Source organism: Pseudomonas lactis, from assembly GCF_001439845.1.
Taxonomy (GTDB): Bacteria; Pseudomonadota; Gammaproteobacteria; order Pseudomonadales; family Pseudomonadaceae; genus Aquipseudomonas; species Aquipseudomonas lactis.
Genome location: NZ_JYLO01000017.1, coordinates 105,687 through 132,149, shown reverse-complemented (window position 1 = coordinate 132,149; position 26,463 = coordinate 105,687). Strand labels below are relative to the sequence as shown.

Annotated in this window: 35 protein-coding genes; 22 read left to right on the top strand and 13 right to left on the bottom strand. The window is 58.5% G+C overall.

Going from position 1 to position 26,463, the window contains the following annotated elements; genetic code table 11:
• Positions 1–308 (top strand): cell wall hydrolase (locus tag TX24_RS26175; RefSeq protein WP_057711713.1); only part of this gene is annotated, 308 nt, incomplete at its 5' end.
• Positions 308–835 carry a lysis system i-spanin subunit Rz gene (locus tag TX24_RS26170; RefSeq protein ID WP_057711711.1) on the top strand — a complete coding sequence of 176 codons (528 nt, stop codon included), beginning with the start codon at positions 308–310 and terminating at the stop codon, positions 833–835. The genes TX24_RS26175 and TX24_RS26170, both read left to right, overlap by 1 nt.
• Here the strand turns inward: TX24_RS26170 and TX24_RS26165 are convergent.
• Positions 816–1,175 carry a hypothetical protein gene (locus TX24_RS26165; RefSeq protein WP_057711708.1) on the bottom strand — a complete coding sequence of 120 codons (360 nt, stop codon included), beginning with the start codon at positions 1,173–1,175 and terminating at the stop codon, positions 816–818. The two genes, TX24_RS26170 and TX24_RS26165, sit on opposite strands and share 20 nt — an antisense overlap.
• Before the next feature lie 888 nt (positions 1,176–2,063).
• Between TX24_RS26165 and TX24_RS26155 the strand changes: the two genes are divergently transcribed.
• From TX24_RS26155 to TX24_RS26140, 4 genes are all read left to right on the top strand, one after another.
• Complete coding sequence (locus TX24_RS26155; protein WP_057711706.1) at positions 2,064–2,780, top strand: DUF969 domain-containing protein; 717 nt, start codon at positions 2,064–2,066, stop codon at positions 2,778–2,780.
• On the top strand, positions 2,777–3,727 hold the full coding sequence (locus TX24_RS26150; RefSeq protein ID WP_003192520.1) for a DUF979 domain-containing protein: 951 nt from the start codon (positions 2,777–2,779) through the stop codon (positions 3,725–3,727). Before TX24_RS26155 ends, TX24_RS26150 begins: the two co-directional genes overlap by 4 nt.
• A 7-nt stretch (positions 3,728–3,734) precedes the next feature.
• Positions 3,735–4,364, top strand: coding sequence for a pyroglutamyl-peptidase I (gene pcp, locus TX24_RS26145; RefSeq protein WP_057711703.1), 630 nt, complete (start codon positions 3,735–3,737; stop codon positions 4,362–4,364).
• A gap of 63 nt (positions 4,365–4,427) precedes the next feature.
• Positions 4,428–4,964, top strand: coding sequence for an anti-virulence regulator CigR family protein (locus TX24_RS26140; protein ID WP_057711701.1), 537 nt, complete (start codon positions 4,428–4,430; stop codon positions 4,962–4,964).
• Between the two features lie 12 nt (positions 4,965–4,976).
• Here TX24_RS26140 and TX24_RS26135 read toward each other — a convergent pair whose 3' ends face one another.
• Genes TX24_RS26135 through TX24_RS26125 form a run of 3 tightly spaced genes read right to left on the bottom strand, consistent with a single transcriptional unit; the run spans position 4,977 to position 7,348 of the window.
• Entirely contained in the window at positions 4,977–6,377 is a 1,401-nt protein-coding gene (locus tag TX24_RS26135) for a heavy metal sensor histidine kinase (protein WP_057711699.1), read from the bottom strand.
• Positions 6,374–7,045, bottom strand: coding sequence for a heavy metal response regulator transcription factor (locus TX24_RS26130; protein ID WP_003192516.1), 672 nt, complete (start codon positions 7,043–7,045; stop codon positions 6,374–6,376). The genes TX24_RS26135 and TX24_RS26130 overlap by 4 nt, the downstream gene beginning before the upstream one ends.
• A gap of 42 nt (positions 7,046–7,087) precedes the next feature.
• Positions 7,088–7,348 (bottom strand): DUF2790 domain-containing protein, encoded by a 261-nt coding sequence (locus tag TX24_RS26125; RefSeq protein WP_057711697.1) that lies wholly within the window; start codon positions 7,346–7,348, stop codon positions 7,088–7,090.
• Positions 7,349–7,544: 196 nt separating this feature from the next.
• Here TX24_RS26125 and TX24_RS26120 point away from each other — a divergent pair, with 196 nt between their 5' ends.
• Positions 7,545–8,222: an HAD family hydrolase gene (locus TX24_RS26120; protein WP_034135976.1), complete on the top strand. Its 678-nt coding sequence runs from the start codon at positions 7,545–7,547 to the stop codon at positions 8,220–8,222.
• 20 nt (positions 8,223–8,242) lie between these two features.
• Here the strand turns inward: TX24_RS26120 and TX24_RS26115 are convergent, their stop codons facing one another.
• From TX24_RS26115 to csrA, 3 genes are all read right to left on the bottom strand, one after another.
• A complete protein-coding gene (locus TX24_RS26115; protein WP_034135975.1) occupies positions 8,243–8,539 on the bottom strand; it encodes a hypothetical protein in 297 nt (98 codons plus the stop codon).
• 98 nt (positions 8,540–8,637) lie between these two features.
• Entirely contained in the window at positions 8,638–8,898 is a 261-nt protein-coding gene (locus TX24_RS26110) for a hypothetical protein (protein WP_003192512.1), read from the bottom strand.
• A gap of 210 nt (positions 8,899–9,108) precedes the next feature.
• Entirely contained in the window at positions 9,109–9,303 is a 195-nt protein-coding gene (csrA, locus tag TX24_RS26105) for a carbon storage regulator CsrA (RefSeq protein WP_003192511.1), read from the bottom strand.
• Between the two features lie 249 nt (positions 9,304–9,552).
• Here csrA and TX24_RS26100 point away from each other — a divergent pair, with 249 nt between their 5' ends.
• Entirely contained in the window at positions 9,553–9,933 is a 381-nt protein-coding gene (locus tag TX24_RS26100; RefSeq protein ID WP_034135974.1) for a YdgH/BhsA/McbA family protein, read from the top strand.
• Positions 9,934–9,964: 31 nt separating this feature from the next.
• On the opposite strand, the gene TX24_RS26095 is transcribed toward TX24_RS26100, so the two are convergent.
• The 3 genes from TX24_RS26095 to TX24_RS26085 all read right to left on the bottom strand — a co-directional run bounded on the left by TX24_RS26095 (position 9,965) and on the right by TX24_RS26085 (position 12,242).
• Positions 9,965–10,654, bottom strand: a complete 690-nt coding sequence (locus TX24_RS26095; RefSeq protein ID WP_003192508.1) for an endonuclease — start codon at positions 10,652–10,654, stop codon at positions 9,965–9,967.
• 4 nt (positions 10,655–10,658) lie between these two features.
• The gene (locus TX24_RS26090) at positions 10,659–10,910 is read right to left on the bottom strand and encodes a DUF1654 domain-containing protein (RefSeq protein WP_003192507.1); all 252 of its coding nucleotides are present in this window, start codon (positions 10,908–10,910) and stop codon (positions 10,659–10,661) included.
• A gap of 243 nt (positions 10,911–11,153) precedes the next feature.
• Entirely contained in the window at positions 11,154–12,242 is a 1,089-nt protein-coding gene (locus tag TX24_RS26085) for an asparaginase (RefSeq protein ID WP_032896200.1), read from the bottom strand.
• Positions 12,243–12,808: 566 nt separating this feature from the next.
• Here TX24_RS26085 and TX24_RS26080 point away from each other — a divergent pair.
• Genes TX24_RS26080 through TX24_RS26050 form a run of 7 tightly spaced genes read left to right on the top strand, consistent with a single transcriptional unit; the run spans position 12,809 to position 19,780 of the window.
• Positions 12,809–13,768 (top strand): sugar ABC transporter substrate-binding protein, encoded by a 960-nt coding sequence (locus TX24_RS26080; RefSeq protein ID WP_003192504.1) that lies wholly within the window; start codon positions 12,809–12,811, stop codon positions 13,766–13,768.
• A 57-nt stretch (positions 13,769–13,825) separates the two neighbouring features.
• A complete protein-coding gene (locus TX24_RS26075; RefSeq protein WP_003192503.1) occupies positions 13,826–15,379 on the top strand; it encodes a sugar ABC transporter ATP-binding protein in 1,554 nt (517 codons plus the stop codon).
• Positions 15,376–16,353, top strand: a complete 978-nt coding sequence (locus TX24_RS26070) for an ABC transporter permease (RefSeq protein WP_057711695.1) — start codon at positions 15,376–15,378, stop codon at positions 16,351–16,353. The genes TX24_RS26075 and TX24_RS26070 overlap by 4 nt, the downstream gene beginning before the upstream one ends.
• Positions 16,354–16,356: 3 nt before the next feature.
• On the top strand, positions 16,357–17,379 hold the full coding sequence (locus TX24_RS26065; protein WP_003192500.1) for a LacI family DNA-binding transcriptional regulator: 1,023 nt from the start codon (positions 16,357–16,359) through the stop codon (positions 17,377–17,379).
• 23 nt (positions 17,380–17,402) lie between these two features.
• Positions 17,403–18,320: a ribokinase gene (rbsK, locus tag TX24_RS26060; protein WP_034135970.1), complete on the top strand. Its 918-nt coding sequence runs from the start codon at positions 17,403–17,405 to the stop codon at positions 18,318–18,320.
• On the top strand, positions 18,317–18,721 hold the full coding sequence (gene rbsD / locus TX24_RS26055; RefSeq protein WP_003192498.1) for a D-ribose pyranase: 405 nt from the start codon (positions 18,317–18,319) through the stop codon (positions 18,719–18,721). The genes rbsK and rbsD overlap by 4 nt, the downstream gene beginning before the upstream one ends.
• Positions 18,722–18,751: 30 nt before the next feature.
• Positions 18,752–19,780 carry a nucleoside hydrolase gene (locus tag TX24_RS26050; protein WP_032896207.1) on the top strand — a complete coding sequence of 343 codons (1,029 nt, stop codon included), beginning with the start codon at positions 18,752–18,754 and terminating at the stop codon, positions 19,778–19,780.
• A gap of 33 nt (positions 19,781–19,813) precedes the next feature.
• Here TX24_RS26050 and TX24_RS26045 read toward each other — a convergent pair whose 3' ends face one another.
• Positions 19,814–20,020, bottom strand: a complete 207-nt coding sequence (locus tag TX24_RS26045; RefSeq protein WP_003192496.1) for a hypothetical protein — start codon at positions 20,018–20,020, stop codon at positions 19,814–19,816.
• A 156-nt stretch (positions 20,021–20,176) separates the two neighbouring features.
• On the opposite strand from TX24_RS26045, the gene TX24_RS26040 reads away from it, so the two are divergent.
• A complete protein-coding gene (locus TX24_RS26040; RefSeq protein ID WP_057711719.1) occupies positions 20,177–20,482 on the top strand; it encodes a hypothetical protein in 306 nt (101 codons plus the stop codon).
• Between the two features lie 144 nt (positions 20,483–20,626).
• Complete coding sequence (locus TX24_RS26035; protein ID WP_003192494.1) at positions 20,627–20,947, top strand: I78 family peptidase inhibitor; 321 nt, start codon at positions 20,627–20,629, stop codon at positions 20,945–20,947.
• A gap of 68 nt (positions 20,948–21,015) precedes the next feature.
• Here the strand turns inward: TX24_RS26035 and TX24_RS26030 are convergent, their stop codons facing one another.
• Entirely contained in the window at positions 21,016–21,228 is a 213-nt protein-coding gene (locus TX24_RS26030) for a cold-shock protein (RefSeq protein ID WP_003192493.1), read from the bottom strand.
• 289 nt (positions 21,229–21,517) lie between these two features.
• Positions 21,518–21,832, bottom strand: a complete 315-nt coding sequence (locus TX24_RS26025; RefSeq protein WP_019820908.1) for a hypothetical protein — start codon at positions 21,830–21,832, stop codon at positions 21,518–21,520.
• Positions 21,833–22,197: 365 nt separating this feature from the next.
• Between TX24_RS26025 and thrS the strand changes: the two genes are divergently transcribed.
• From thrS to pheS, 5 genes are all read left to right on the top strand, one after another.
• Entirely contained in the window at positions 22,198–24,120 is a 1,923-nt protein-coding gene (gene thrS, locus TX24_RS26020; RefSeq protein WP_034135968.1) for a threonine--tRNA ligase, read from the top strand.
• A complete protein-coding gene (infC, locus tag TX24_RS26015) occupies positions 24,120–24,671 on the top strand; it encodes a translation initiation factor IF-3 (protein WP_015884933.1) in 552 nt (183 codons plus the stop codon). The genes thrS and infC overlap by 1 nt, the downstream gene beginning before the upstream one ends.
• 59 nt (positions 24,672–24,730) lie before the next feature.
• Positions 24,731–24,925 (top strand): 50S ribosomal protein L35, encoded by a 195-nt coding sequence (gene rpmI / locus TX24_RS26010; protein WP_002553160.1) that lies wholly within the window; start codon positions 24,731–24,733, stop codon positions 24,923–24,925.
• A 29-nt stretch (positions 24,926–24,954) separates the two neighbouring features.
• A complete protein-coding gene (gene rplT, locus TX24_RS26005; RefSeq protein WP_003192488.1) occupies positions 24,955–25,311 on the top strand; it encodes a 50S ribosomal protein L20 in 357 nt (118 codons plus the stop codon).
• A gap of 109 nt (positions 25,312–25,420) precedes the next feature.
• Positions 25,421–26,437 (top strand): phenylalanine--tRNA ligase subunit alpha, encoded by a 1,017-nt coding sequence (gene pheS, locus TX24_RS26000; protein WP_034135967.1) that lies wholly within the window; start codon positions 25,421–25,423, stop codon positions 26,435–26,437.
• The last annotated feature ends 26 nt before the right edge of the window (positions 26,438–26,463 follow it).

Here is a 26,463-nt window from a genome sequence, read left to right as displayed (position 1 = left end):
ACGGCAAGGCCAAGTCGTGGTGGGGGGAGGGTTACGCCGGCGTGTGCCTGAAGCCCTGGCAGTTCAGCTGCTGGAATCAGAACGACCCGAACTACGCATATCTGAGCGGTGCAAAGCAGATCCCGGCGGCGCAGTTCGCCCAGGCGCAGCGGGCGGCTGACCAAGTGATGTCTGGCGCGGTACCAGATCCAACCGGCGGCGCCACGCATTACTACGCGACAACCATGCCCAAAGCCCCGGCTTGGGCGGCGAAGGCCACGCAGACGCTGCGCCTTGGTCACCATGTCTTCTTCAAGGATGTGCTGTGATGACGCCCGTTCAGAAGCTGATCGGCCTGGGGCTGGCAATCCTGCTGGCGCTGGCCATCGGATTTGGTGGCGCGTGGCAGGTTCAGGACTGGCGCCTGGGCAAGAAGATGGCCGAGCGTATCGCGGAGCAGGGAGTCCACCACCAGAAGGAACTGGATGCAATCACTGGCGAGGCCTGGCTTCAGCAGTCGGCCGAGCTGGATAAGCGCCTGGCCACCGAGCAACAACTCGCCACCCTGGACCAACTACACACCAAGGAATTATCCGATGCCCAGCGCAACCAGGCTCGCCTGCGTGACCAGCTTGCTACTGCTGATGTCCGGCTGTCAGTCCTCCTTGCCGAGGATCCAGCCAGTGGCTGCGACGTGCCTTCCGCCCGCGGCACCGTCGGCGTGGTTCATGCAGCCCGTCGAGCCCAACTTGACCCAGCGCATTCTCAAAGAATTATCAGCATCACCGATGACGGCGACCAAGGACTGATCGCGTTGCGGGCTTGTCAGGCGTACGTCAGGGCTGTGGCTCAGTAACTTTTCGCAGTTCGCCCAGTAACCGCTGATTCTCCCTGGTCAAGTAGTCACGCTGCTCGGCCACGGTCAGAAGGCCGTTTATTTTCCTGTCCATTTCCGAGTTTTCGCGGTTGAGCCTGGCCACCTCCGAGCGCGCTTTATTGAGTGCGTCCTCTGCGGATGTCTTCCCTGTGACCAGGTCGTCGCTTAGCTGGACCAGGCCGGCGATATTGCGGCGCGCCTTATGCAGCATCACTTGGGTCTGGTTGAGTTCGTCTTCCAGTAAGGCGCAATGATGCTTGTACATTTCCAGGGGCGTCGGGCAGCCAAGCCACGCTGAGGTATCTTCGTCGATGTTCATGGTTGGAAAACTCAAATGCTGTATGTGCATACAGTAGTCGAGGTGGTGCGAATTTGGGAGTGGTATTCGTCGGCAGGACGCCGGGGATGGGAAGTACTGTAGGAATATCCAACGCTAAGTAATTGATTCTTATAGAGCTTATTGCCTGGTTTGGATGCTCAGAAAAAGGGCAGGTTTTCCTTATACATCAGATGCTTGCATCAGTTTCGTGGTCACCTTGACATGGTGGGGGTCGTTGGTTCGAGTCCAATCGCGCCTACCAAACAAAATCCGCTCTGCTGGGCGGTCTAGAAGGGCTCACCGAAAGGTGGGCCCTTTTTTGTTGTGTGAAATTTGGGCACAGCAAAGCCAAGGCGCCTGGCGGCGTCCTTTCAGGGCTTGAAAGTCCAATCAGGCGAACAGCGTCGCCACCGCCAGCAGGCAAATTACCTGGGCGAACAGTTGGCAGCGTATTTCGCCAAGCGTGGTCGCCATATTACTCATTTGTCCGGCATACATAGCGGGAACCCCTCATTGTCGGCGTGACGCCGTGAATGAACTGCAAGTACACACAGCTGCATCGTGGAGTATAGGTGCTGATCAGGAATTTTCACTTCCGACGCCATAGCGAGCTCACCCACACGATTTGTGCAAAAAAACTGGGCTCAATTCCTTCCAGGCACCGTACCGTACAGTGTCATCCCCCCACAAAAAATATTGGTGTGCAGCAACAATTTTTCTTGTTGGACACCCCCGGCCCCAGGCAGCAAAGTTGCCGCCACTGACGCTCGACCTTCCAGGTCAACAATAAAAAAACCGAGCCGACTGCACGCCACTTTCAAGCTGTGAGCCCTTTGCTCACATCCTGCTGTAATGGCGCCGCAGCGCGCACTAAAGGACCTCCCCGCCATGCAAACTGTTGTGAACTTATGGCCGTTGATCGGCGTACTTGTCATCGTGGTCGGCTTTGTATTGCGCTTCAATCCGCTGTTGGTGGTCACCGCAGCCGCCATCGCCACGGGGCTTGCCGCCCAGTTCCCCCTGGAAAAAATCCTCGCCACCATGGGCGATGGCTTCCTTCAGACCCGTGCCCTGCAACTGATCCTGTTATTGCCGCTGGCGGTGATCGGCCTGTTGGAGCGCCACGGCCTGCGCCTGCATGCGCAGAACTGGATCGCCCGCTTCGAACGCGCCACGGTCGGGCGCTTGCTGATCATTTATCTGTTTGTGCGTGAGTCCACGGCGGCCATGGGGTTGACGAGCCTGGGTGGGCATCCGCAGATGGTGCGGCCGCTGCTGGCGCCGATGGCCGAGGGCGCGGCGGAAAAGCGCTATGGCAAGCTGCCGGACAAGCTGCGTCACAAGGTACTGGCCATGTGCGCTGCCACCGATAATGTCGGGTTGTTTTTTGGTGAGGACATCTTCGTGGCCTTTGGTGCGATTGCGTTGATGCATACCTTCCTGCTCGGCTCGGGGATTGATGTGGAGCCGCTGCACATTGCGGTGTGGGGCATCCCGACGGCGATCTGTGCCTTCGTTATTCACGCTATCCGGTTGCATCGTTTCGACCGGCGCCTGACCCGCGAAATGAGCTCGGCCACTACCCCGGTGGAGGCTGCTCAATGATTATTTCCATTCAATACCTGTACTGGCTGGCGGGCGTGCTGCTGCTGATTACCGCCGGCATGATCCTGCTCGACCGTTCCCACCCCAAGCGTTGGTCGAGTGCGCTGTTCTGGTTGTTGTTTGCGGTGCCGTTCCTTATAGGTGAGCGCCTGCCTTCGGTGGTCATCGGAGTGGGTGTGGTGGTGATGGCATTGATTGCGGGCTTGGGCGGGGTTGGCCGTGGCCAGCACGCCCAATTGCACGACAAGGCGTCCCGCGCCAGTGCCGGGCGCCTGGGCCACAAATTGTTCATCCCGGCGTTGGCGATTCCGCTGACCACGGTGATGGGCTCGGTGTTGCTTAAACACACCGAAATCGGCGGTGTACCGCTCTTGGATCCGAAGAACACTACCTTTGTCTCTCTCGGCATCGGTTGCCTGATCGCCCTTGGCCTGGCCTGCTGGCTGACCCGTGATACGCCGGTGCAAGCGTTGCGCGAATCCCGTCGCCTGACCGAAGCCCTGGGTTGGGCCATGGTGCTCCCGCAAATGCTGGCGATGCTCGGGCTGTTGTTCAATGAGGCCGGGGTGGGTACGGCGGTCGCTCATGTCACCACCACTTACATCAACCTGGACTACAAATTGGTGGCGGTGATGGTTTATGTGTTGGGCATGGCCTTGTTTACCGTGATCATGGGCAATGGTTTTGCGGCCTTTCCGGTCATGACCGGTGGCGTCGGCGTGCCGGTGCTGGTGGGGATTTACGGCGGAAATCCTGCGGTGATGGCGGCGATTGGTATGTTCTCGGGCTATTGCGGTACGTTGATGACGCCCATGGCGGCCAACTTCAATATCGTACCGGCGGCGCTACTGGAACTGCCGGACAAAAATGCGGTGATCAAGGCCCAGATACCCACGGCGTTGATGATGCTGGTGGTCAATATCGTGCTGCTTTACCTGTTGATGTGAGGTCATTGTGCAAAGCGTATTGCTGACGGGCTTCGAGCCCTTTGATACGGCGACGGTAAACCCCTCTTGGGAGGCCGTGCGCCAGTTGGACGGTGTGCAGTTGTGCGAGGGGGTGCAGATGGTTGCGCGCTGCTTGCCCTGCACATTTGCCTCCGCTGCCGAAACCTTGCTGCAGTTGATCAACGAACTGCAGCCGGCAATGGTCATCGCCACGGGCTTGGGGCCTGGGCGCAGTGATATTTCCATCGAGCGCGTTGCGATCAACGTTAACGATGCGCGTATTCCCGACAATCTGGGCGCTCAGCCGATTGATACCGCAGTGGTGGAGGGCGGCCCGGCGGCGTACTTCTCGACGTTGCCGATCAAGGGCATGGTCAAGGCGGTGCGTGAGGCGGGTATTGCGGCCTCGGTGTCGCAGACGGCGGGGACGTTTGTGTGTAACCAGGTGTTTTACCGCTTGCAGCATGCGTTGGCGGGGACAGGGGTACGCAGTGGATTTATTCATGTGCCTGACTTGCCTGAGTCGGGCGAGCCGTCGATGGCGCTATCGACAACCGTGGAAGGGTTGCGTGTGGCGGCGTTGGCCGCCTGGCAAACCCAGGCGGATGTCGTCCTTGCCGGTGGCCAGATCAGCTGACGCTGTACGCTGTGTTGCGATTTCAACTACAGTTCAAGTACATCATTGCCTTGGAAAGTCGCCATGTTAAAGCGTACGAAGTTCGTGTCGGTTGCGTTGTCGCTTGCACTGTCCGTGACCAGTGGCCTTGCCCTTGCCGATCCAGGCAATGGCAAAGGTCAGGGTAACAATAAAGGTGATGTCTACGGAGGGCAGGGCAAAGGCCAAGGCAATAACAAGGGTGATGCCTATGGTGGGCAGGACAAGGGTAAAGGCCAGGGTAATAACAAAGGTAATGCCCAGGGTGGGCAAGGTAAGGGCAAGGACAATGGCGGGCCCTCCAGGAATGACTTCAGCGTTGATCGCGGTCTTGTACTGAACGTGCTGGGCGGGCACCGCGATTATTGGCGCCCTGGCCCGGCCTTGCCGCCTGGCATTCAGAAAAACCTGGCACGCGGCAAGCCCCTGCCACCCGGAATTGCCAAGAAACTCGACGGTCGCTTGCTGGGGCAGTTGCCTCGCTACGACGGTTACGAATGGCAGCAAGCGGGAACCGACTTGATATTGGTGGCCATTGCGACCGGCATCATCTACGAAGTCCTTAACGGCGCGTTTGATTGAGTTGCCGCGCCCTCAAGCTTCACGGCCAGGGAAAAACAACTCAAAGCAGGTCACGCCATCTTCACTGCTGACGCGGTACCGCCCGTGATGCAGCTGCATGATGGTCGCCACGATCGAGAGTCCCAGCCCGTTGGACTGGGATGACCGCTCGCGAGATTCATCCACCCGGTAAAACCGTTCGAACAGCCGCGGCAGGTGCTCGGCCGGGATCGTCTGGCCCTGGTTGCTGACCCTCAGGTTGATGCCCGCGCCATCCGGCACTGCCTGGATACTCAGCTCCGAGCCCGGCGCGCCATACTTGATGGCGTTGGCACACAGGTTGGCCAAGGCCCGGCGCAGCAACATCGGTTCAGCCCAGATCACCCCTTCGCCCAAGGCGGTGATGTGCATGTCCACATCACCCGCCAGCCCTTCGAAATAATCTGCGATACGTTCCACTTCATCCGCGGCGTCCAGCGCCTGGCGTTGGCGCATTGCGCTGGCGGGGTCGGTGCGAGCCAGGAACAGCATGTTGTCGAGCATCCGCGCCAGGCGCTCCAGCTCTTCGACATTGGAGGCCAGCAGTTGCTGATAGCTCTCGATGCTGCGGTGCTGTTGCAGGGCCACCTGGGTTTCGCCGAGCAGGTTGTTGATCGGGGTGCGCAGTTCGTGGGCCATATCGGTGGACACTTGGCCCAGTTGTACAAAGCCTTTGGCCAGGCGCTCAAGCATGGTGTTGAACGAGTCGATCATGGGCAGCAATTCTTTCGGCGCGCCTTGGCTGTCGAGGCGTTCGGCCAGGTTGCTGACGCCGATCCCTTGGGCATGCCGGGCCAGGCGGCGCAACGGCAGCAAGCCGCGATGAACCAGCAGGTAACCCACCAGCGCCAGGATGATCGCGGCGATACTCGCCAGGATGTAGACGCTGAGTCGATAACTGGCGAGCACCGCGGTGCGCTCGGTCATCAGGCGGCCGCTGGTGATTTGCAAGCTGCCCAGGTCGCCGGAGTCGATGGCCACGGCCACCAGCGAGAAGGGAATGCCGTTCAGGCCTGGTAAATGTTGCACGTCGCTCAATATGAGCCGGTGATCCTTGGGCAGCGGCTGGATCGACGGCAACTCAATATTCCCCGGGTTTACCAGCAGCAGTGCCTGTTTGCCGGGGGCGGTAATGCTCAGCACCGATTCGCGGTTGCCCAACATGTTCTGGAACAGCTCTGGCTTGGTCTTGATCAAGTCCAAGGTATTGCTGTCGTTAAGCAGGTTGCGCAACTGATCCACTCGCGATATCAGCGCGGCGTCATCGCGGCGGATCAGTTCGCGCTCCAGCTCCCGGTACAGCGCCACGCCCAGGGTTGCCAGCAGGGCGAAGGCGAGCAGGGCGAAGATCAATGCCAGGCGCAGGGTCAGGGAGTAAGGGGGCTGGCGGCTCATGGCTGGGTATCGAAGCGGTAGCCAATGCCCCGCACGCTGTGGATCAGCTTGAGCTGGAACGGGTCGTCGATTTTCAGGCGCAGGCGCCGCACGGCGACGTCCACCACGTTGGTGTCGCTGTCGAAATTCATGTCCCACACCCGCGAAGCAATCAGCGAGCGGGACAGCACCTGGTCCTGGTGCGTTGCGAACAGATGCAGCAGCGCGAACTCTTTGTTGGTCAGGGTAATGCGCGTGCCGGCGCGGGTGACCCGACGTTTGAGTACGTCAATGTGCAGGTCGGCGATGTGCAGTTGCTCTTCATCCCGGCTCGGGCCACGACGGTTGAGGGTACGCAGGCGCGCCACCAGTTCGGCGAACGAAAAGGGCTTGATCAGGTAGTCATCGGCACCCAGTTCAAGGCCTTTGATGCGGTCGGCGATGTCATCGCGGGCGGTGAGGAACAGCACCGGCGTATCGGCTTCTTTGCGCAGGCGACGCAGCACTTCCCAGCCATCCATTTTCGGCATCATCACGTCGAGTACGATCACGTCGAAGGGCGTTTCAAGGGCCTGGTGCAAACCGTCCACGCCATCGCGGGCCAGGCTCACACAATGCCCCAGTTCCTGCAGGCCATTGAGCAGATAATTGCCGGCCTTGGGTTCGTCTTCGACTACAAGGATGTTCATGAGAAGTGCTCTGCTTCAATAAGTTGCGCCAGTGTAGCCCGATCAATTGTCATTGGTGCAACCGGTACCCTGGACTTGATAATCCAGCACGTGTACGCGGTCTTGGTGGTCCAGGTAGCGCAGTTGCGCCGGCACAACCCCGCATTGGCCGTAGGTGTCGGTGCTCGACAGCACCTTGGCGACATCCAGGTGGACGAAGAAGCCGGTTTTGTCGTGGATCACGTTGGTGGCGGGGGCGGTATCGGCAGCGAATACCGAGCCAGTGGCGAGCAAAGCGGCGAAGCCCAGGGCAATCAGTTTCATGGTGGTGTCTCACGTTTCGGGTTGGCTACCGGGTTGGCAGTGAGTTCACGGTAACCAGGCGACCCCAACAGCCAACCAACAGGAGCATGACAAGTTCGTCATTTTTGCCTCGGAACTGACGGGCCAGGTCTCGGCGTTTACAAGCGCCTAAGTGATCCGTAGATTGCAGGGGCCCAGCCCATGAGGAAACCGCGCAGTGTCCAGTCCAAATCCAAGTGTATTTAGCCGGCGTTACCGTGCCTTCCTGTTCGACATGGACGGGACTCTGCTCAACTCCATTGCGGCTGCGGAGCGCGTGTGGGGCATCTGGGCTGCACGGCATGGCTTGGATGTGGAAGCGTTCCTGCACACCATTCATGGTGCCCGCGCAATTGATACGATCACCCGCCAGGCGTTGCCGGGTGTCGATCCACAGGTAGAAGCCCAATGGATCACCGAGGCTGAGCTGCATGATGTCGAAGGCATCGTGGCGATTCCCGGTGCGGTGGCGTTTTTGGCCAGCCTGCCCGTCGATCAATGGGCGTTGGTCACCTCTGCGCCAAAAGCGTTGGCCGTGCGCCGGCTGCAAGCGGCGGGCATCCCTGTGCCGGCGGTACTGGTGACAGCCGAAGACGTGAAGACGGGTAAGCCTGATCCGGCGTGTTATGTGCTGGGAGCCCAGCGCCTGGGTGTGCCGGTGCAAGACTGCCTGGTGTTCGAGGACGCCACAGTGGGTATTCAGGCAGGGGAAGCGGCGGGAGCGGATATCATGGTGGTGACCTCGACACATTTGGCGCCGATGGCGACTGCCCATGCTTGCATCGAGCAATATGGTGCGTTGAAAGCCCAGCGTGGGGCTGATGGCTTGCTGTCCCTGAGTCAGTTGGCGCCGTGATACGTGGAAGGCCGAGCCTGTTATCGGTCTCGGCCTTCCAGGCAATCGATGGGATCGGACAATGCCTGCAGCCGGCTGTTTTTCATACCCTGACGCGACAACACCATTTCCCTGAGGATCTCGGTGGCCAGCCGGTTAATGGCTTCTGTGCCGTGATAGTGCGCACGCACGATGCCGGTAATCGCGAAGTGATCGGTCTCTGGGCCAGTCAGCACGGCGGACAGGGTGCCGTCGGCATGCAGCGTGCACTCGACCCTGTAGCTGGGCAGGCGGTCAGCCAAGGCTTTTTCGATTTGGGATTTGTTGAGGGTGTCCATCCGTATTTGCACCTTTGATTGGCTACGCAGGGCAAGCCCAATGATAGGTGGTGCGGTGGCGCTGTAAATACCGGCGATCCGAAAGCAGGCAGCAGCGCTCAGCGTGCGGCTTTCTCGTGGGTGCGATGGGCGGCGCGCTGGCGCAACTTGCGCAAGATCATCTTCTGGATCGGCTTGAGGCAGAACACAAGCAGGTAGCCGCAGAGCAGAAGCGCCAGATCCACCCAGGAATGGGTGTCGGGATCGGCCCCTTCAACTTCCATTCTCAACCCACACCCGAGTGCCACGAAGACCAGCCCTATCAGCAGGGCAATCATCCAGGATCTTGAAACAAGGGGTTGCGACGCGGCTGGCCTCATCGACGTGTTCCTGAAATGCACTCGGATGGCAGGATAAAGTGTCAGAAATTGGGCTGCCAATAGCGCGACAAGTTCCGGATGCCCTGACAGTTTCATCTTGCAGCGAAGGGAATGTTCAAGGCGCGCTGGTCACGCGGGGATACGCGAACAGGCCAATTGGGTTTTCGCCAGCCGTTACAGTGAACGAAAAGGCTGGCTACTGGAGGCGTTTCAAGGCGTCTGGTTTTTGTCGGGTGCAGTCAGGCCGGCCTGGATACGTTGATAAATCTCTTCGCGATGCACGGCAACATCCTTTGGTGCGTTGATGCCGATTCGTACTTGCTGGCCGCTAACGCCCAGGATGGTGATCGTAATGTCATCACCGATGTTTATGCTTTCACCGACTTTGCGGGTGAGTATAAGCATGGACTTCTCCTTGAATTACTTTTAAGGACACATGTTTCAGACAGGGTAGGTGTCGGATGTGTGTAGCTTACTGCGAAGCGCTTCCCTGTGACTGCCTCTTTCTAGGACGCATAGAGGCGACATTAATTCCCATGGCGGTATCATACAGGTCGCGATACATGATTCGCATTGTTTAAGCCAACGTTTATGACGGCCAGAATAGACAGTGAATGGTAAAGTTGCCTCTTTGATCCTCAAAGGAGCAGGGCAGTGCGTAAAGTAGCGATGGCAATTATGGTGTTGGCGTTGGCCGGATGCGGTGAAGGTAAGTCGGTCGACGCCCCCAAGGCCAAGCCTGCCGTGACCGAAAGCCTGCCGCAAACCGGTGCGATTGCCGCTCAGGAATGGGATATACGGGTCGGCCCGCCGGACCATAAGCTGCAGGCGATCACCGACCTGACCGCCTGGTTGCTGGAACACGGATTCAATTTCTACATCGTGAAAGTCGACGGCAAGGATGAGGTGCTATTGGGCCCGTTCGCGACCAAAGCCGAGGCCGAGGCCAAGCAGGCGCTGCTGAACGAAAAAATGGCGCGGGCCAAGAAAACCGACACCGTGTCGGAGATTATCGAGCACAACGTCGCGCAGTAGCAGGCCAAGTGGGCGGGCACCCCGCCCACGTTCAGCCGCAGGCCTTCAGGTTGACCGGGCCGACGAACTCATTACCACGCCCCATCACGCACGCCACGGTCTGGTTGCGCTGGCGCTCCCAGGTTTGCACCGGGTAGGTCTTGTTCCAGGCTTCATACAATTGCCGGTCCTGCTTCGACAGGCGCAGGCCGTATTGCTTGCTCATATAAAAATACGTGCGCGCGATCATTCCGCGAATGGACGGGCGCGGCATGACCTTCTTCGCCTTGAAGTCCACCTGGGTCAGGCATGAGCCGTACTGCCCGCTTTGCACCGGCAGCCAGCCAAAGCTGAAGTTGTTACGGTCGCCATTCACTTCGCCGATGCTCGGCACCAGGTTGTGCAGGTCTGCCTCGGCGCGCTTGAACACCTCATCATGGCGCGTGCAGTTTTTTCGCCCGCCGTTTTGCCAGCATTGGCGCAGATGCCCGATTTGCCAGGCCGGCACGATGTGTTCCCACTCAATGCGTGCGGCGCGGTTGGCGTTTTTACGCGGTATGTAACCGCAGGCTTTCAGGTTCACCCGGTTACCGGTGTATTTGCAGCCGCAATAGAATTCAGTGGATTGCGGCGCGTAGAGCTTCCAGGCGATTTTCTTGGCTTCGCTGAAGGTTCGAGGGGCCTGGGCGTTGGCGGTGACGGTGAAAAACAGACAGCACACAGCAATAAAACGGGCACTCATTGAATCAATCTTCCTTCGGCACAACCCAGAAAATCTGCACGCCACCGTCATCTCGATAGGCGAGGGTGACGTTGTCGTTTTCCGCAATCTCTTCCAGTAAACGTTGCCAATCGTTCTCCGGCTCATCGGGTAAACGGAAGATCAACGCTGCCTTGGCTTTCTGCGCGTTGGTCGAATTGATGATTTTTTGCACGCGAATGGCCAGGCGCTGATAGGCGTCAGGCGATGCAGGTGCTGCGGAAGAGGGCTTTGCCACAGAACATTCCTTAATTGGCTGTACGCACATACAGTATTTAACTGTAGGCAATTTCGCAACTGCTTAAATTTCAAGAAGTTCGTCTGACAGCGAATCAGGAAGTTTGTTGAGAAGGGAAGGCAGGAACTGTAGGAGCGAGCTTGCTCGCGAAGAACGTTAACGATAACGCGTAAAGCCTGACTTAACGCAGCGCTATCAAGTTTTTCGCGAGCAAGCTCGCTCCTACGGGTGAATCAGCAGGGATCAGTACTCCCAGAAGATCCGTTGCAATTCTTTGCTGTCCTGGGTCTTGGTCAGGGCGACCATGGCCAGGATGCGGGCTTTCTGCGGGTTCAGGTCAAGGGCGGCGACCCAGTCGTATTTGTCGTCTGGCTGTTCGGCGTTACGCAGAACCATGCCACCGGCGTTGACGTGGGAAGAGCGAATGATCTGCACGCCTTGTTTACGCAGTTCCACCAGCGCTGGAACGACCTTGGACGATACCGAGCCATTGCCGGTACCGGCGTGAATGATCGCTTTGGCACCCGCTTGGGCCAGTGCTTTGTAGGCGGTGTCGCTCACGTTGCCGTAGCCGTAGGCAATTTCAACGTCAGGCAGGCTTTTGATGGTTTTGATGTCGAACTCAGAATCCATGGTGTGACGCTTGGCCGGCAGGCGGAACCAGTAGGATTTGCCTTCAACGACCATGCCCATTGGGCCCCATGGGCTCTTGAAGGCTTCGGTTTTGATGTTGATCATCTTGCTGACGTCGCGACCCGATTGGATCTCGTCGTTCATGGTCACCAGCACGCCTTTGCCGCGGGCTTCCTTGCTACCTGCGACCGCAACCGCGTTGTACAGGTTGAGCATGCCGTCTGCCGACATCGCGGTGCCTGGGCGCATGGAGCCGACCACCACGATAGGCTTGTCGGTTTTTTCTACCAGGTTCAGGAAGTAGGCGGTTTCTTCAAGGGTGTCGGTGCCGTGGGTGATCACGATGCCATCCACGTCCTTGTTGTCGGCCAGTTCGGCGACACGGCGACCCAGTTGCAGCAGGTTTTCGTTGTTGATGCTTTCCGACGCAATTTGCATCACTTGTTCGCCGCGAACATTGGCGATCTGGCTAAGCTCAGGAACGCCGGCGATCAGTTGTTCGATGCCGACTTTGGCTGCCTGGTAGGTGGCACTGTTGGCCGCACTGGCGCCGGCGCCAGCGATGGTACCGCCGGTGGCGAGGATGACCACGTTGGACAGTTTGGTCTTGCTTTCAACTTCCTTTGCCTGGGCGGCGACGGGGAATAGCAGCAGAAGGGCCAGGGCGCCCGGAATAACGTTCTTCAATGCAGATTTCATTATTTTTCTCTCTGGTTTTTGATGAGTGCTGTAGCAGGTTCATCTAGAACACCCGGGCGGTTCTGAACGCCGCGAGGTGCTGAGAAAGAGCAGGATTTGTACCAGGCTGAGCATGTTGGTATTTTTTAATTAACTTATTGATTTAAAACAATTTAAAGTGAGGTTTCGGTTTGATGGGGTTGGGCGCTGTCCGGCTTTCCGAACGAGAAGGGCTGTGGTGTTCGGTTGTCCGAAAGCGTTCACGATTTGTCCGGGCACCCTGTGTGATCATTCGCCACACAGCCTGTCGTTTCAGAGAACGGTCACAGAGGGCGATTTTGCTTAAACGTATCAGCTGTCAGTAGCTGAAGGATAAGCTTGGAGGGCGCCCATGAAAGGCTCGCTGCCATCGTTGACAAATCTCGACAAGGTTCTCATAGTTTGCTCAACGCAAACGTTTGCGAGATGTTTCACTGGGCCCTTAGGCACATCGTCACAGCTCGTATCAGCCGCCCAGGTGGGAGGGCTGCCGAAGGGGTCTTCGGTGCAAGCGTTGCTCACAATAATCATAAGATCGGAGTGAAACCATGAAGCTGCCATTTGCTGGACGTCTTCTTGCTGTTGCTGTGCTTGCTGCCGCATCCGCCGCTTTGCCTCTCTCTTCTGCATTTGCCGATGACGCTGCCAAAACGCCTACCGTGGGTTTGGTGATGAAGTCCCTTGCCAATGAGTTTTTCGTCACCATGACCGACGGTGCGAAGGACTACCAGAAAGCGCATCCTACAGAATTCAAGTTGATCTCCAACGGCATCAAGAACGAGACCGATACCAGCGCTCAGATCGCCATCGTCAACGAAATGATCAACGCCAAGGTCGATGCGCTTGTCATCGCTCCCGCCGACTCCAAGGCACTCGCCAGTGTGCTGAAGAAAGCTTCCGATGCCGGTATCAAGGTGGTCAACATCGACAACCGCCTGGACCCGGAAGTACTCAAAAGCAAAAACCTCGATATCCCGTTTGTAGGCCCGGATAACCGCAAAGGCTCCAAGCTGGTGGGTGACTACCTGGCCAAGCAGCTGGCTGCCGGTGACAAGGTCGGCATCATCGAGGGCGTACCCACTACCACCAATGCCCAGCAGCGTACCGCAGGTTTCAAGGATGCGATGGACGCGGCAGGCATGAAGATTGTTTCCACCCAATCCGGTAACTGGGAAATCGACCAAGGCAACAAGATCGCCGCAGCGATGCTGAGCGAAACGCCAGATATCAAGGCGCTGCTGGCCGGTAACGACAACATGGCCCTGGGCGCCGTCTCCGCCGTGCGTGCGGCAGGCAAGGCCGGCAAGGTGTTGGTGGTGGGTTACGACAACATTGACGCGATCAAACCAATGCTCAAGGACGGCCGCGTGTTGGCCACCGCTGACCAGGCCGCTGCCCAGCAAGCCGTGTTCGGTATCCAGAACGCGCTGAAGCTGGTCAAGGGTGAGAAAGTCGATGCCAAAGATGGCGTGATCGAAACCCCGGTCGAACTCGTCATCAAGCAGTAATCCTGGCAGTACCCAACAGCGCCCGCTCGTCCTGAGCGGGCGCCTGGAGATTTTCCTATGTCATCTTCCGCCCCGAACGCTGTCCTCTCGGTCAGCGGTATCGGTAAGACCTATGCCCAACCGGTTCTGTCCGACATCACCCTGACGCTTAATCGCGGGGAAGTGCTGGCGCTGACCGGTGAAAACGGCGCAGGCAAAAGTACCTTGTCGAAGATCATCGGCGGCCTGGTCACGCCCACCACAGGGCACATGCAATTCAATGGTCAGGATTACTGCCCTGCCAGCCGCACCCAGGCCGAAGCCTTGGGCGTGCGCATGGTTATGCAGGAACTCAACCTGCTGCCGACGCTGACCGTGGCTGAAAACCTGTTCCTGGATAACCTGCCAAGCCGCTGTGGCTGGATCAGCCGCAAACAGCTGCGCAAGGCCGCGATCGAAGCCATGGCCCAAGTCGGCCTGGACGCGATCGACCCGGACACGCTGGTGGGCAGCCTGGGCATTGGTCACCAGCAAATGGTCGAGATCGCCCGTAACCTGATCGGCGACTGCCATGTACTGATCCTCGACGAGCCCACGGCGATGCTTACTGCTCGTGAAGTCGAGATGCTGTTCGAACAAATCACGCGCCTGCAGGCTCGGGGCGTGGCGATCATTTATATTTCGCACCGGCTCGAAGAGTTGGCCCGTGTCGCCCAGCGCATTGCGGTATTGCGCGACGGCAAACTGGTCTGCGTCGAACCGATGGCCAACTACAACAGTGAGCAACTGGTGACCTTGATGGTCGGTCGCGAACTGGGCGAACACATTGACCTGGGCCCGCGCACCATCGGTGGCCCGGCCTTGACGGTGACGGGCCTGACCCGTTCGGACAAGGTTCGCGATGTGTCCTTTGAAGTGCGCGCCGGTGAAATCTATGGCATTTCCGGCCTGATTGGCGCCGGCCGCACCGAATTGCTGCGCCTGATCTTCGGCGCCGACCCGGCCGACAGCGGCACCGTGGCCTTGGGTTCGCCGGCCAAGGTGGTGAGCATTCGCTCGCCGGTGGACGCGGTCGGTCATGGTATTGCCCTGATCACCGAAGACCGCAAGGGCGAGGGCCTGCTGCTGACCCAGTCCATCAGCGCCAACATCGCCCTGGGCAACATGCCGGAAATTTCCGGCGGTGGCGTCGTCAACAGCCGCAACGAAACCGCTCTGGCCAAGCGCCAGATCGACGCCATGCGTATCCGCAGTTCCAGCCCGACGCAGCTGGTGTCCGAGCTGTCGGGTGGTAACCAGCAAAAGGTGGTAATTGGCCGCTGGTTGGAGCGCGATTGCGCGGTGATGCTGTTCGATGAGCCCACCCGCGGTATCGACGTCGGTGCCAAGTTCGACATCTATGCCTTGCTCGGTGAACTGACCCGCCAGGGCAAAGCGCTGGTGGTGGTGTCCAGTGACCTGCGTGAGCTGATGCTGATCTGTGACCGCATCGGCGTGTTGTCTGCCGGGCGCCTGATCGAGACCTTCGAGCGTGACAGCTGGACCCAGGACGAATTGCTCGCCGCCGCCTTTGCCGGCTATCAGAAACGTGATGCGCTGCTCAACGAAGCCGCGCCTAGGAATACCCCATGAAAACAAGCATTTCCCCCGGTAAAACTGGCGGCAACTTCTATGGCCTGGGTACCTACCTGGGGCTGGCGGGTGCGTTGCTGGCGATGATTGCGCTGTTCTCGCTGCTCAGCGATCACTTCCTGTCCTATGACACCTTCAGCACCCTGGCCAACCAGATTCCGGACCTGATGGTGCTGGCGGTGGGCATGACCTTCATCCTGATCATTGGCGGCATCGACCTGTCCGTGGGCTCGGTACTGGCATTGGCGGCCTCGGCGGTCAGTGTGGCGATCCTGGGTTGGGGCTGGAGCGTGTTGCCCGCTGCTCTGTTGGGCATGGGCTGCGCGGCGTTGGCCGGCACTATCACAGGTTCCATTACGGTGGCCTGGCGTATTCCTTCATTTATCGTATCCCTCGGCGTGCTGGAGATGGCCCGCGGCGTGGCCTACCAGATGACGGGCTCGCGCACCGCTTATATCGGTGACTCGTTTGCCTGGCTGTCCAACCCGATTGCCTTCGGTATTTCCCCCTCGTTTATCATCGCGCTGCTGGTGATCATCGCGGCCCAGTTGGTACTGACCCGTACGGTCTTCGGTCGTTACCTGATCGGCATCGGCACCAACGAAGAAGCGGTGCGCCTGGCGGGCATCAATCCCAAGCCTTACAAGATCCTGGTGTTCAGCCTGATGGGGCTGTTGGCCGGTGTGGCGGCGTTGTTTCAGATTTCGCGTCTGGAAGCGGCGGACCCGAATGCCGGTTCGGGCCTGGAGCTGCAAGTGATCGCCGCCGTGGTGATCGGTGGCACCAGCCTGATGGGCGGGCGTGGCTCGGTCATCAGTACGTTCTTCGGCGTGTTGATCATTTCGGTCTTGGCCGCCGGGCTGGCGCAGATCGGCGCGACGGAACCGACTAAACGCATCATTACCGGTGCTGTGATCGTGATCGCCGTGGTCCTCGACACTTACCGCAGCCAGCGCGCCAGTCGGCGGGGCTGAGCCATGGCAACGATCAAGGATGTGGCAGCGCTTGCAGGTATTTCCTACACCACCGTGTCCCATGTGGTGAACAAGACGCGCCCAGTCAGCGAGCCGGTACGCATCAAGGTCGAGGCGGCGATCAAGCAGTTGGACTACGTGCCCAGTGCCGTCGCACGCTCGCTCAAGGCCAAGACCACGGCCACCATTGGGCTGCTGGTGCCCAACAGCCTCAACCCGTATTTTGCCGAGCTGGCTCGGGGTATCGAGGATTACTGCGAGCGTAATGGCTATTGCGTGATCCTCTGCAACTCGGATGACGACGCAGAGAAACAGCGCAGTTATTTGCGCGTGTTGCTGGAAAAGCGCGTCGACGGCTTGATCGTGACCTCCGTAGGTGGCGATGACAGTGGCCTTGCCGCAGGCTTGAGTGCAGTGCGCACGCCCATGGTGATTGTCGACCGGGCGCTGGATGGGATTGATGTGGACCTAGTGCGCATCGATCACGAGGAGGGCGCTTACCTGGCGACCCGGCACTTGCTGGAATTGGGGCACCGGGACATCGCCTGTATCGGCGGCCCGGGGCATACCCGCGTGGCGCAGATGCGCCTGGCGGGTTACCAGCGTGCATTGCGCGAGGCGGGCATCGAGGTGTTGGCCAGTCGTACCCTGGAAAGCGATTTCACCAGCACGGGCGGTTATGCCGCAGCCGTACAGTTATTATCGCAACACCCGCCCAGCGCGATTTTCGCCAGCAACGATATGATCGGGTTTGGCGTGCTGCGCGCCGCTGCCGAGCGCAATGTGCGGGTGCCGGGCGAGCTGTCGGTCATCGGTTTCGATGACATTCAGATGGGGCGCTACGTCTACCCGGCGCTGACGACGGTCGGCCAGTCGATCCTGCAATTGGGTGAGACGGCAGCCGAATTATTACTGCAACGAATAGCAACACCCCAACTGCCGATCGATCAACGTATCGTGACGCCCAGTATTGTTTTGCGTGAGTCGACCGCGCCATTGGCTGATGTGTTCGCCCAATACCGCTGAACCGAATTGATGAGTACTGATGTATGCCAGCAAAAGTAGTGGTAATAGGCAGCTTGAACATGGATCTGGTCACCCGCGCCAGTCGCTTGCCGCGTGCCGGTGAAACCCTGATCGGCCAGACATTTTCCACTGTGCCCGGTGGCAAGGGCGCCAACCAGGCCGTCGCCTCGGCACGCCTGGGGGCGAGTGTCGCCATGGTGGGGTGCATCGGTACCGACGCCTATGGCAGCCAATTGCGCGATGCGCTGTTGGTGGAAGGGATCGATTGCCAGGCTGTCAGCACGGTGGACGGCTCCAGCGGTGTGGCGTTGATCGTGGTCGATGACAGCAGCCAGAACGCCATCGTCATTGTGGCCGGCAGCAACGGTGAGCTGACGCCTGCGTCGCTGCGAACGTGCGACGCTGTGCTGCAGGCGGCAGATGTGATCATCTGTCAGCTTGAGGTGCCAATGGAGACCGTTGGGTATGCGCTCCAGCGGGGGCGCGAACTGGGCAAGACGGTCATTCTCAACCCGGCCCCGGCAAGCGGGCCGTTGCCCGCTGATTGGTATGCCTCGATCGATTATCTGATCCCCAATGAAAGCGAGGCCAGCGCCCTGAGCGGCGTGACGGTCGACTCCCTCGACAGCGCCAAGGTCGCCGCGACCGCGCTGATCAAAGCGGGCGCCGGTAAGGTCATCATCACCCTGGGCGCCCAGGGCGCGCTGTTTGCCGACGGCAAGAGCTTTGAGCACTTGGTGGCGCCGAAGGTCAAGGCGGTGGATACCACCGCTGCTGGCGATACCTTTGTCGGTGGCTTTGCCGCCGCGCTGGCCGCGGGCCAGAGCGAAGCCCGGGCGATCCGTTTTGGCCAGGTGGCGGCGGCGTTGTCAGTGACCCGCGCCGGCGCTCAGCCTTCCATTCCTACGCTGCACGACGTACAAGGTTTTGTGCCCGCATGAAAAAGACCCCTTTGCTGAATATCGCCCTGTCGCGCGTGATCGCGTCCCTGGGCCATGGCGACATCCTGGTCATCGGCGATGCCGGCCTGCCGGTGCCTCCCGGCGTCGAACTGATCGACCTGGCCCTGACCCAAGGCATCCCGGACTTCATCAGCACCTTGCGCATCGTGCTTAGCGAAATGCAGGTGGAAAGCCATGTTCTGGCAGAAGAGATCCTGCTGAAACAACCGCCCGCGCTGACCGCGCTAAATGCGCTCACAGAGCAGGCTGAACTGGGCGAACGACGCCTGCTCAGCCATGACCAATTCAAGCAATTGAGCCGCAATGCCCGCGCCGTGGTGCGCACTGGCGAGTGCCAGCCGTACTGCAATATCGCGCTGGTGTCCGGCGTAACGTTCTAGCGTCCCCCCCCCAATGACAAGGAGTGCTTTATGCAACGTGGTCTACCTACCCTGAAAAACCTGTTCCGGAGTGTTCTGCTTTTGTCCGCGCTCACTGCTGCAAGCGCCCAAGCGGCGGAAAAAATCGACCTGATCATCGATACCGACCCGGGTGCCGACGATGTGGTGGCCTTGCTGTTCGCCATGGCTTCGCCGCAGGAACTGAGCATTCGTGCGCTGACCACCGTGGCCGGCAATGTGCGCCTGGACAAGACTTCCCGCAACGCGCGCCTGGCGCGCGAGTGGGCAGGGCGCGAGGACATCCCGGTGTACGCCGGTGCGCCAGCGCCGCTGCTGCGCAAACCGATCTACGCCGAGAACATCCATGGCAAGGAAGGCATTTCGGGCGTCACGGTGCATGAACCGAAAAAAGGCCTGGCCGAAGGCAATGCGGTCGACTACCTGATCAAAACCCTGAGCAGCGCCAAGCCGCACAGCATCACCATCGCCATGCTCGGCCCACAGACCAACCTGGCACTGGCACTGACCCAGGCGCCCGAAATCACCCAGGGCATCAAGGAAGTGGTCGTGATGGGCGGCGCGCACTTCAATGGTGGCAATATCACCCCTGTGGCTGAGTTCAACCTGTTCGCCGATCCGGTGGCGGCTGAGATCGTGCTCAAAAGCGGGGTGAAGTTGACCTACCTGCCGTTGGACGTGACCCATAAAGTCCTCACCAGCGACGCCCGCCTGAAAAAGATTGCGGACCTGAACAACAATGCGAGCAAGGTGGTCAGCAGTATTCTGAATGAGTACGTCAAAGGCGATATGGAGCACTACGGCATTCCGGGTGGCCCGGTCCATGACGCTACCGTGGTGGCGTACCTGCTCAAGCCTTCGCTGTTCAGCGGCCGTGAGGCCAACATGGTGGTCGACAGCCGCGAAGGCCCGACCTTCGGCCAGACCATCGTCGATTGGTACGACGGCCTAAAGCAGCCCAAGAATGTGTTCTGGGTTGAGAATGGCGACGCGCAGGGCTTCTTCGATTTGCTGACCGAGCGCCTGGCACGTCTGAAGTAAGGTGTTTTGCCGGGCGGCGCTCGTCGCCCGGTTCTATTCGCGCTCTTGGGCGCCCATGTAGTCGGCCGGGTATTTCTCGAATATCTGGCCAATGAACGCTTGCGCCGCCTGGGTGCCCAGTTCCTTGACCAACAGGTCGATACCAATGATCGCCAGTTCTTCCGGGCTTCCGGGGCTGTAGGAACTTTGCCCTTGGGGCCACTTGGCTTTGATGTCGGCTTGAAGCGTTACGGTGGTCATGGAAATCTCACGGGCTGAAAATGCGTGGTAATGCACTGGAACGCCGTTCCAGAGGGGCGCAGTTAAGCATTTTGTACGGCGTTTGGCACTGCTACTTAGGCATGACGCAGAGGCTGTGCGACACTGTCGGCCTGTTAAATGGCCGGGAAACACCGCGTGCAAATCGATTTGAGCAAGCTCGACAACCTGACGCTGGAGGCTGTGCGCCAACTGCTTGGCAGCGCCAGTGACGACGAACATACCCAGCTGCGGGTGACCAAAAAAGGCGTCGCCTACATTTCTTCCGGCGTAGTCGGGGGGGCTGATATCGATGGCCTGCTGTTTCGCCTGGAGACCTGGGCCAAGGGTTCCGGTTATGTCGGTCTCGTGGCGGCCAGTGACGAAGTTTGGGTCATGCAGATTTTTAACGCACTGAAGCAGAATTGGCCTACAGCGACGTCAGACTATATCGACATCTACTAAGGGCGTTCATATCTAGTCACGATTGACAGGGCGCTTGCCAGCAGTGAGTCAGGCAGACTTGCCCACAAGCGGTTAACGTCTTGAAACCAATCGCTTTGACTGCTGTCGCACGATCTCTGTCCACTTTTTATCATAGGAGGCTTCATGCCTTGGAAGCTCGCATCATTCGGTACTTTGTTGGCTGCGCTCGCGTTGGCGGGTTGCAGCACCCCGGGTGCCTCTGAGCCAGGCAAAGCTGCCACTGCGACCGATGCCGGTCATAGCCGCTGTGAGTCGAAGGCTGCAGAGTTCGCCATCGGCCAGAAAGCCTCGCCTCAATTGCTGGAACAGGCCCGCACGCGTGCCGGCGCGCAGAATGCACGCATTCTCAAGCCCAATGACATGATCACGCTGGAGTATCGCTCCGACCGCTTGAACCTGAACACCGACAACAACCTGGTGATCAACCGGGTTAACTGCGGCTGATGCGGCTTTTGCATCACCCATAAAAAACCCCGTCACATGGACGGGGTTTTTTTTAGCTCAGCGGAGAATTACTCGCCGCGAACCTGTGCAGCTTGCATACCCTTTTGGCCTTTCTCAGCCACGAAGGAAACGGTTTGGCCTTCTTTCAGGCTTTTGAAACCGTCGCTTTCGATAGCTTTGAAGTGTACGAACAAGTCGTCACCGCCACCTGTAGGAGTGATGAAGCCGAAGCCTTTTTCATCGTTGAACCATTTAACGGTGCCGGTTTGGCGATTAGACATGGTGTATCTCCAAGAAACATATATTTTCAGTAGTGCTGTGCTGCTCAGGCCAACTGGGCACACCGGGCTATCATAGTCGAAATGTTCGGCTTGGGAGCCCCCCCAAGGCACTGTTTGCTAATCAATCGCTTTGCGTTTGATCTATCATTGGGCTGAAAGCCCCGATTTACGGGGCTTTGCGACGACATATCAGCTATTAAAAAAAGCCGTAAAACCTGCATAATTTGTGCGAAATGGCAGTTTTCAGGCTGTTTTTCCAGCGAAATGGCCGTCGAATCGTCAGCCAATCTTACTTTTTCTTCACCACTTTGCAGGACGAAATAGCCGCGACCGCTTTGTTTTTAAGCTCCGGGCTGGCGTTCTGGTTGGTCATCAATTCCTTGATCTCGGCAGTGCTCAATTCGGCATTGATCTTGTCGGCGCCACATTCACAGTGGGCTTTGGCAGTTTTGACGTCCACGTTCTGGCTGGCGGCGGCACTGCAGTCGTTGACGAAGGCGTCACGGGCGCCGGCTGGCCAGTTGGAAGGGGCTGCAGCCTGCGCGCCGAGGGAAAGGAGGCTCAGGGTAGCGGCGACAGCGAGGGTAGAGGTAAAACGCATCATGGGGATGCTCCTTTGGGTCGAGGACGAACGGCGATTCTCAGTGGCTTTGAGGCCCTACGTACAGCTCAAGTTCACTTTCACAGCTATAAAGCCATGAATTGCTCTTTACCCAACGCTTGGCCGACGCGATGACCGTTCATCTGTGCTAGCATCCTTGCCTGGCTATTTCCCGGCGCGCCATTTGCCGCCTTGCCAGGTTCTTTTTGTTCACTCCAGTCACTCTGGTTCGATTATCGGTTGGCCGAAAGGCTCCTGCCGCTGTAAGGCAGGCGTTCATTATTGAACGGCCTGGTGTTGGATCTTGTACTGGCTCATCCCAACCCACGTGACCTTTGGTAGGGGTCACCACTAGGAGAGGAGGCGCCATGCCAACTATTACTCTTCCCGACGGCAGTCAACGTTCATTCGATCATCCGGTTTCCGTAGCCGAGGTCGCCGCATCCATTGGTGCAGGCCTGGCCAAGGCCACCGTGGCCGGCAAGGTCGACGGCAAGCTGGTTGACGCCAGCGACCTGATCACCAGCGACGCCAGCCTGCAAATCATCACGCCCAAGGATCAAGAGGGGCTGGAGATCATTCGCCACTCTTGCGCGCACTTGATTGGCCATGCGGTCAAGCAACTGTACCCAACCGCCAAGATGGTGATCGGCCCGGTCATTGAAGAAGGCTTCTATTACGACATCGCCTATGAGCGTCCTTTTACTCCGGACGACCTGGCGGCCATCGAGCAGCGCATGCACGCGCTGATCGAAAAAGATTACGACGTCATCAAGAAAGTCACCCCGCGTGCCGAAGTGATCGACGTGTTTACCGCGCGTGGCGAGGACTACAAACTGCGTCTGGTGGAAGACATGCCGGACGAGCAGGCCATGGGCCTGTACTACCACGAAGAATATGTCGACATGTGCCGTGGCCCGCACGTGCCGAACACGCGCTTTCTCAAGTCGTTCAAGCTGACCAAGCTGTCCGGTGCCTACTGGCGCGGTGATGCGAAGAACGAACAACTGCAACGGATCTACGGCACGGCCTGGGCTGACAAGAAGCAGCTGGCCGCCTACATCCAGCGCATCGAAGAAGCCGAAAAACGCGACCACCGCAAGATCGGCAAGCGCCTGAACCTGTTCCACCTTCAGGAAGAAGCGCCGGGCATGGTGTTCTGGCATCCGAATGGCTGGACCCTGTACCAGGTGCTTGAGCAGTACATGCGCAAGGTTCAGCGCGACAACGGTTACCTGGAGATCAAGACCCCGCAGGTCGTTGATCGCAGCCTGTGGGAGAAATCCGGGCACTGGGCCAACTACGCCGACAACATGTTCACCACCCAGTCGGAAAACCGCGACTACGCCATCAAGCCGATGAACTGCCCGTGCCACGTGCAGGTCTTCAACCAGGGCCTGAAGAGCTACCGCGAGTTGCCGATGCGCCTGGCCGAGTTTGGTGCCTGCCACCGTAACGAGCCATCGGGTGCGTTGCACGGCATCATGCGTGTGCGCGGCTTCACCCAGGATGACGCCCACATCTTCTGCACCGAAGAGCAGATGCAGGCCGAGTCCGCAGCGTTTATCAAGCTGACCATGGACGTTTATCGCGATTTCGGCTTTACCGACGTCGAGATGAAGCTGTCCACTCGTCCGGAAAAGCGCGTCGGTTCCGACGAGCTGTGGGATCGCGCCGAAGCGGCACTGGCCGCAGCGCTGGACAGTGCGGGCCTTGCGTACGATCTGCAGCCGGGTGAGGGCGCCTTCTACGGTCCGAAGATCGAGTTCTCGCTCAAAGATTGCCTTGGCCGTGTCTGGCAGTGTGGTACCCTGCAGCTCGATTTTAACCTGCCGATCCGTCTGGGAGCCGAATACGTCTCCGAAGACAACAGCCGTAAACACCCGGTTATGCTGCACCGGGCGATCCTCGGCTCGTTCGAACGGTTCGTCGGTATCCTGATCGAGCACTACGAGGGCGCGTTCCCTGCGTGGCTGGCTCCGACCCAGGCAGTGATCATGAATATCACTGATAAACAGGCAGATTTTGCCGCTGAAGTTGAAAAAACTCTCAACGAAAGCGGGTTTCGTGCCAAGTCCGACTTGAGAAATGAAAAGATCGGCTTTAAAATCCGCGAGCATACCTTGCTCAAGGTTCCCTATCTCTTGGTTATCGGAGATCGGGAAGTCGAGATGCAGACTGTCGCTGTGCGTACTCGTGAAGGTGCTGACCTGGGCTCGATGCCCGTCGCCCAGTTCGCTGAGTTCCTCGCGCAAGCGGTTTCCCGGCGTGGTCGCCCAGATTCGGAGTAATTATTATTAAGCGTGAAATGAGACAAGATAAACGAGCTGCACCGAAAGCCCCGATCAACGAGAATATCTCGGCACGCGAGGTTCGGTTAATTGGCGCTGATGGCGAGCAGATTGGCATCGTCTCGATTGATGAAGCGCTTCGTATTGCAGAAGAGTCCAAGCTGGACCTGGTGGAAATCTCCGCCGATGCAATCCCACCTGTTTGTCGGGTGATGGACTACGGCAAATCGATCTTCGAAAAGAAGAAGCAGGTTGCCGCAGCGAAGAAGAACCAGAAGCAGATTCAAGTAAAAGAAATCAAGTTTCGTCCAGGGACGGAGGAAGGGGATTACCAGGTAAAACTGCGCAACCTGGTACGTTTCCTGAGTGATGGGGACAGGGCCAAGGTATCCTTGCGATTCCGCGGCCGTGAGATGGCCCACCAGGAGCTGGGGATGGAACTCCTCAAGCGGGTTGAAGCTGACCTGCTCGAGTACGGTTCGGTCGAACAGCATCCTAAGATGGAAGGACGCCAGCTTATTATGGTCATCGCCCCGAAAAAGAAGAAGTAATCAACAGGGCACGGCAGGCCTTCTGATTATGTTTATCAACTGAATGCGGAGTACCGAACATGCCAAAGATGAAAACTAAAAGTGGTGCTGCTAAGCGGTTTCTGAAAACTGCTAACGGCATCAAGCACAAGCACGCTTTCAAGAGCCACATCCTGACCAAAATGTCGACCAAGCGTAAGCGTCAACTGCGCGGTAGCAGCTTGCTGCATCCGTCTGACGTGGCAAAAGTCGAGCGCATGCTGCGCCTTCGTTAATTTTGGTTCAAGAATAGAGGAAGTAACTCATGGCTCGTGTAAAGCGTGGCGTCATGGCCCGTAAGCGTCACAAAAAAATTCTGAAACTTGCTAAAGGCTACTACGGCGCACGTTCACGCGTATTCCGTGTTGCCAAGCAAGCGGTAATCAAGGCAGGCCAATACGCCTACCGCGACCGTCGTCAGAAAAAACGTCAGTTCCGCGCTCTGTGGATCGCTCGTATCAACGCTGGTGCACGTGTTAACGGTCTGTCCTACAGCCGTTTCATCGCTGGCCTGAAAAAAGCGTCCATCGAAATCGACCGTAAGGTTCTGGCTGAACTGGCCGTGAACGAAAAAGCGGTGTTTGCTGCGATTGTCGAGAAAGCTAAAGCCTCCTTGGCTTAAGTACCCCCGACAGTCACCCTGGGCTACTCCTGTGGCCCAAGGTGGTAAACGTCATAAATAGGGGAAGAGCCTTCAAGCTCTTCCCCTATTTTGTATCTGGAGTCTGTACATGGAAAACCTGGACGCGCTCGTCGCCCAAGCCCTTGAGGCTGTGCAAAGCGCTGAAGATGTAAATGCCCTGGAGCAAATCCGGGTTCACTACCTTGGCAAGAAAGGTGAATTGACTCAGGTGATGAAGACCCTGGGAAATATGCCTGCTGAAGAGCGTCCGCAAGTCGGTGCGCTGATCAACGTCGCCAAGGAGCGTGTCACAGAGGTTCTCAATGCGCGCAAGGCGTCGCTCGAGGAGGCCGATCTTGCGGCCAAGCTCGCCGCCGAGTCCATTGACGTGACCTTGCCTGGTCGTGGCCAGGCCTCGGGCGGTCTGCATCCGATCACCCGGACTCTGGAACGTATCGAACAGTTCTTCACCCACATCGGCTACGGCATTGCCGAAGGCCCTGAGGTCGAAGACGACTACCACAACTTCGAGGCGCTCAACATCCCAGGCCATCACCCGGCCCGGTCGATGCACGACACCTTTTATTTCAACGCCAACATGCTGCTGCGCACCCATACCTCGCCGGTACAGGTCCGCACCATGGAAGCGAACAAGCCGCCGATCCGCATTGTCTGCCCAGGCCGTGTGTACCGTAGCGACTCGGATATCACCCATTCGCCGATGTTCCACCAGGTCGAAGGCCTGCTGGTTGATCGCGATATCAATTTCGCCGACCTCAAAGGCACCATCGAAGAGTTCCTGCGGGTGTTCTTCGAAAAAGAGTTGGCGGTGCGTTTCCGTCCCTCGTTCTTCCCGTTCACCGAGCCATCGGCTGAAGTCGACATGGAATGCGTGATGTGCAGCGGTAAAGGCTGCCGTGTGTGCAAGCAGACCGGCTGGCTGGAAGTGATGGGCTGCGGCATGGTTCACCCCAACGTGCTGCGCATGTCCGGGATCGACCCGGAAGAGTTCTCGGGCTTTGCCTTCGGCATGGGCGTTGAGCGTCTGGCCATGCTGCGTTACGGCGTGAACGACTTGCGTCTGTTCTTCGACAACGACTTGCGGTTCCTCGCGCAATTTCGCTAGTCGTAACGAATCTTTAGGAGAGCAGG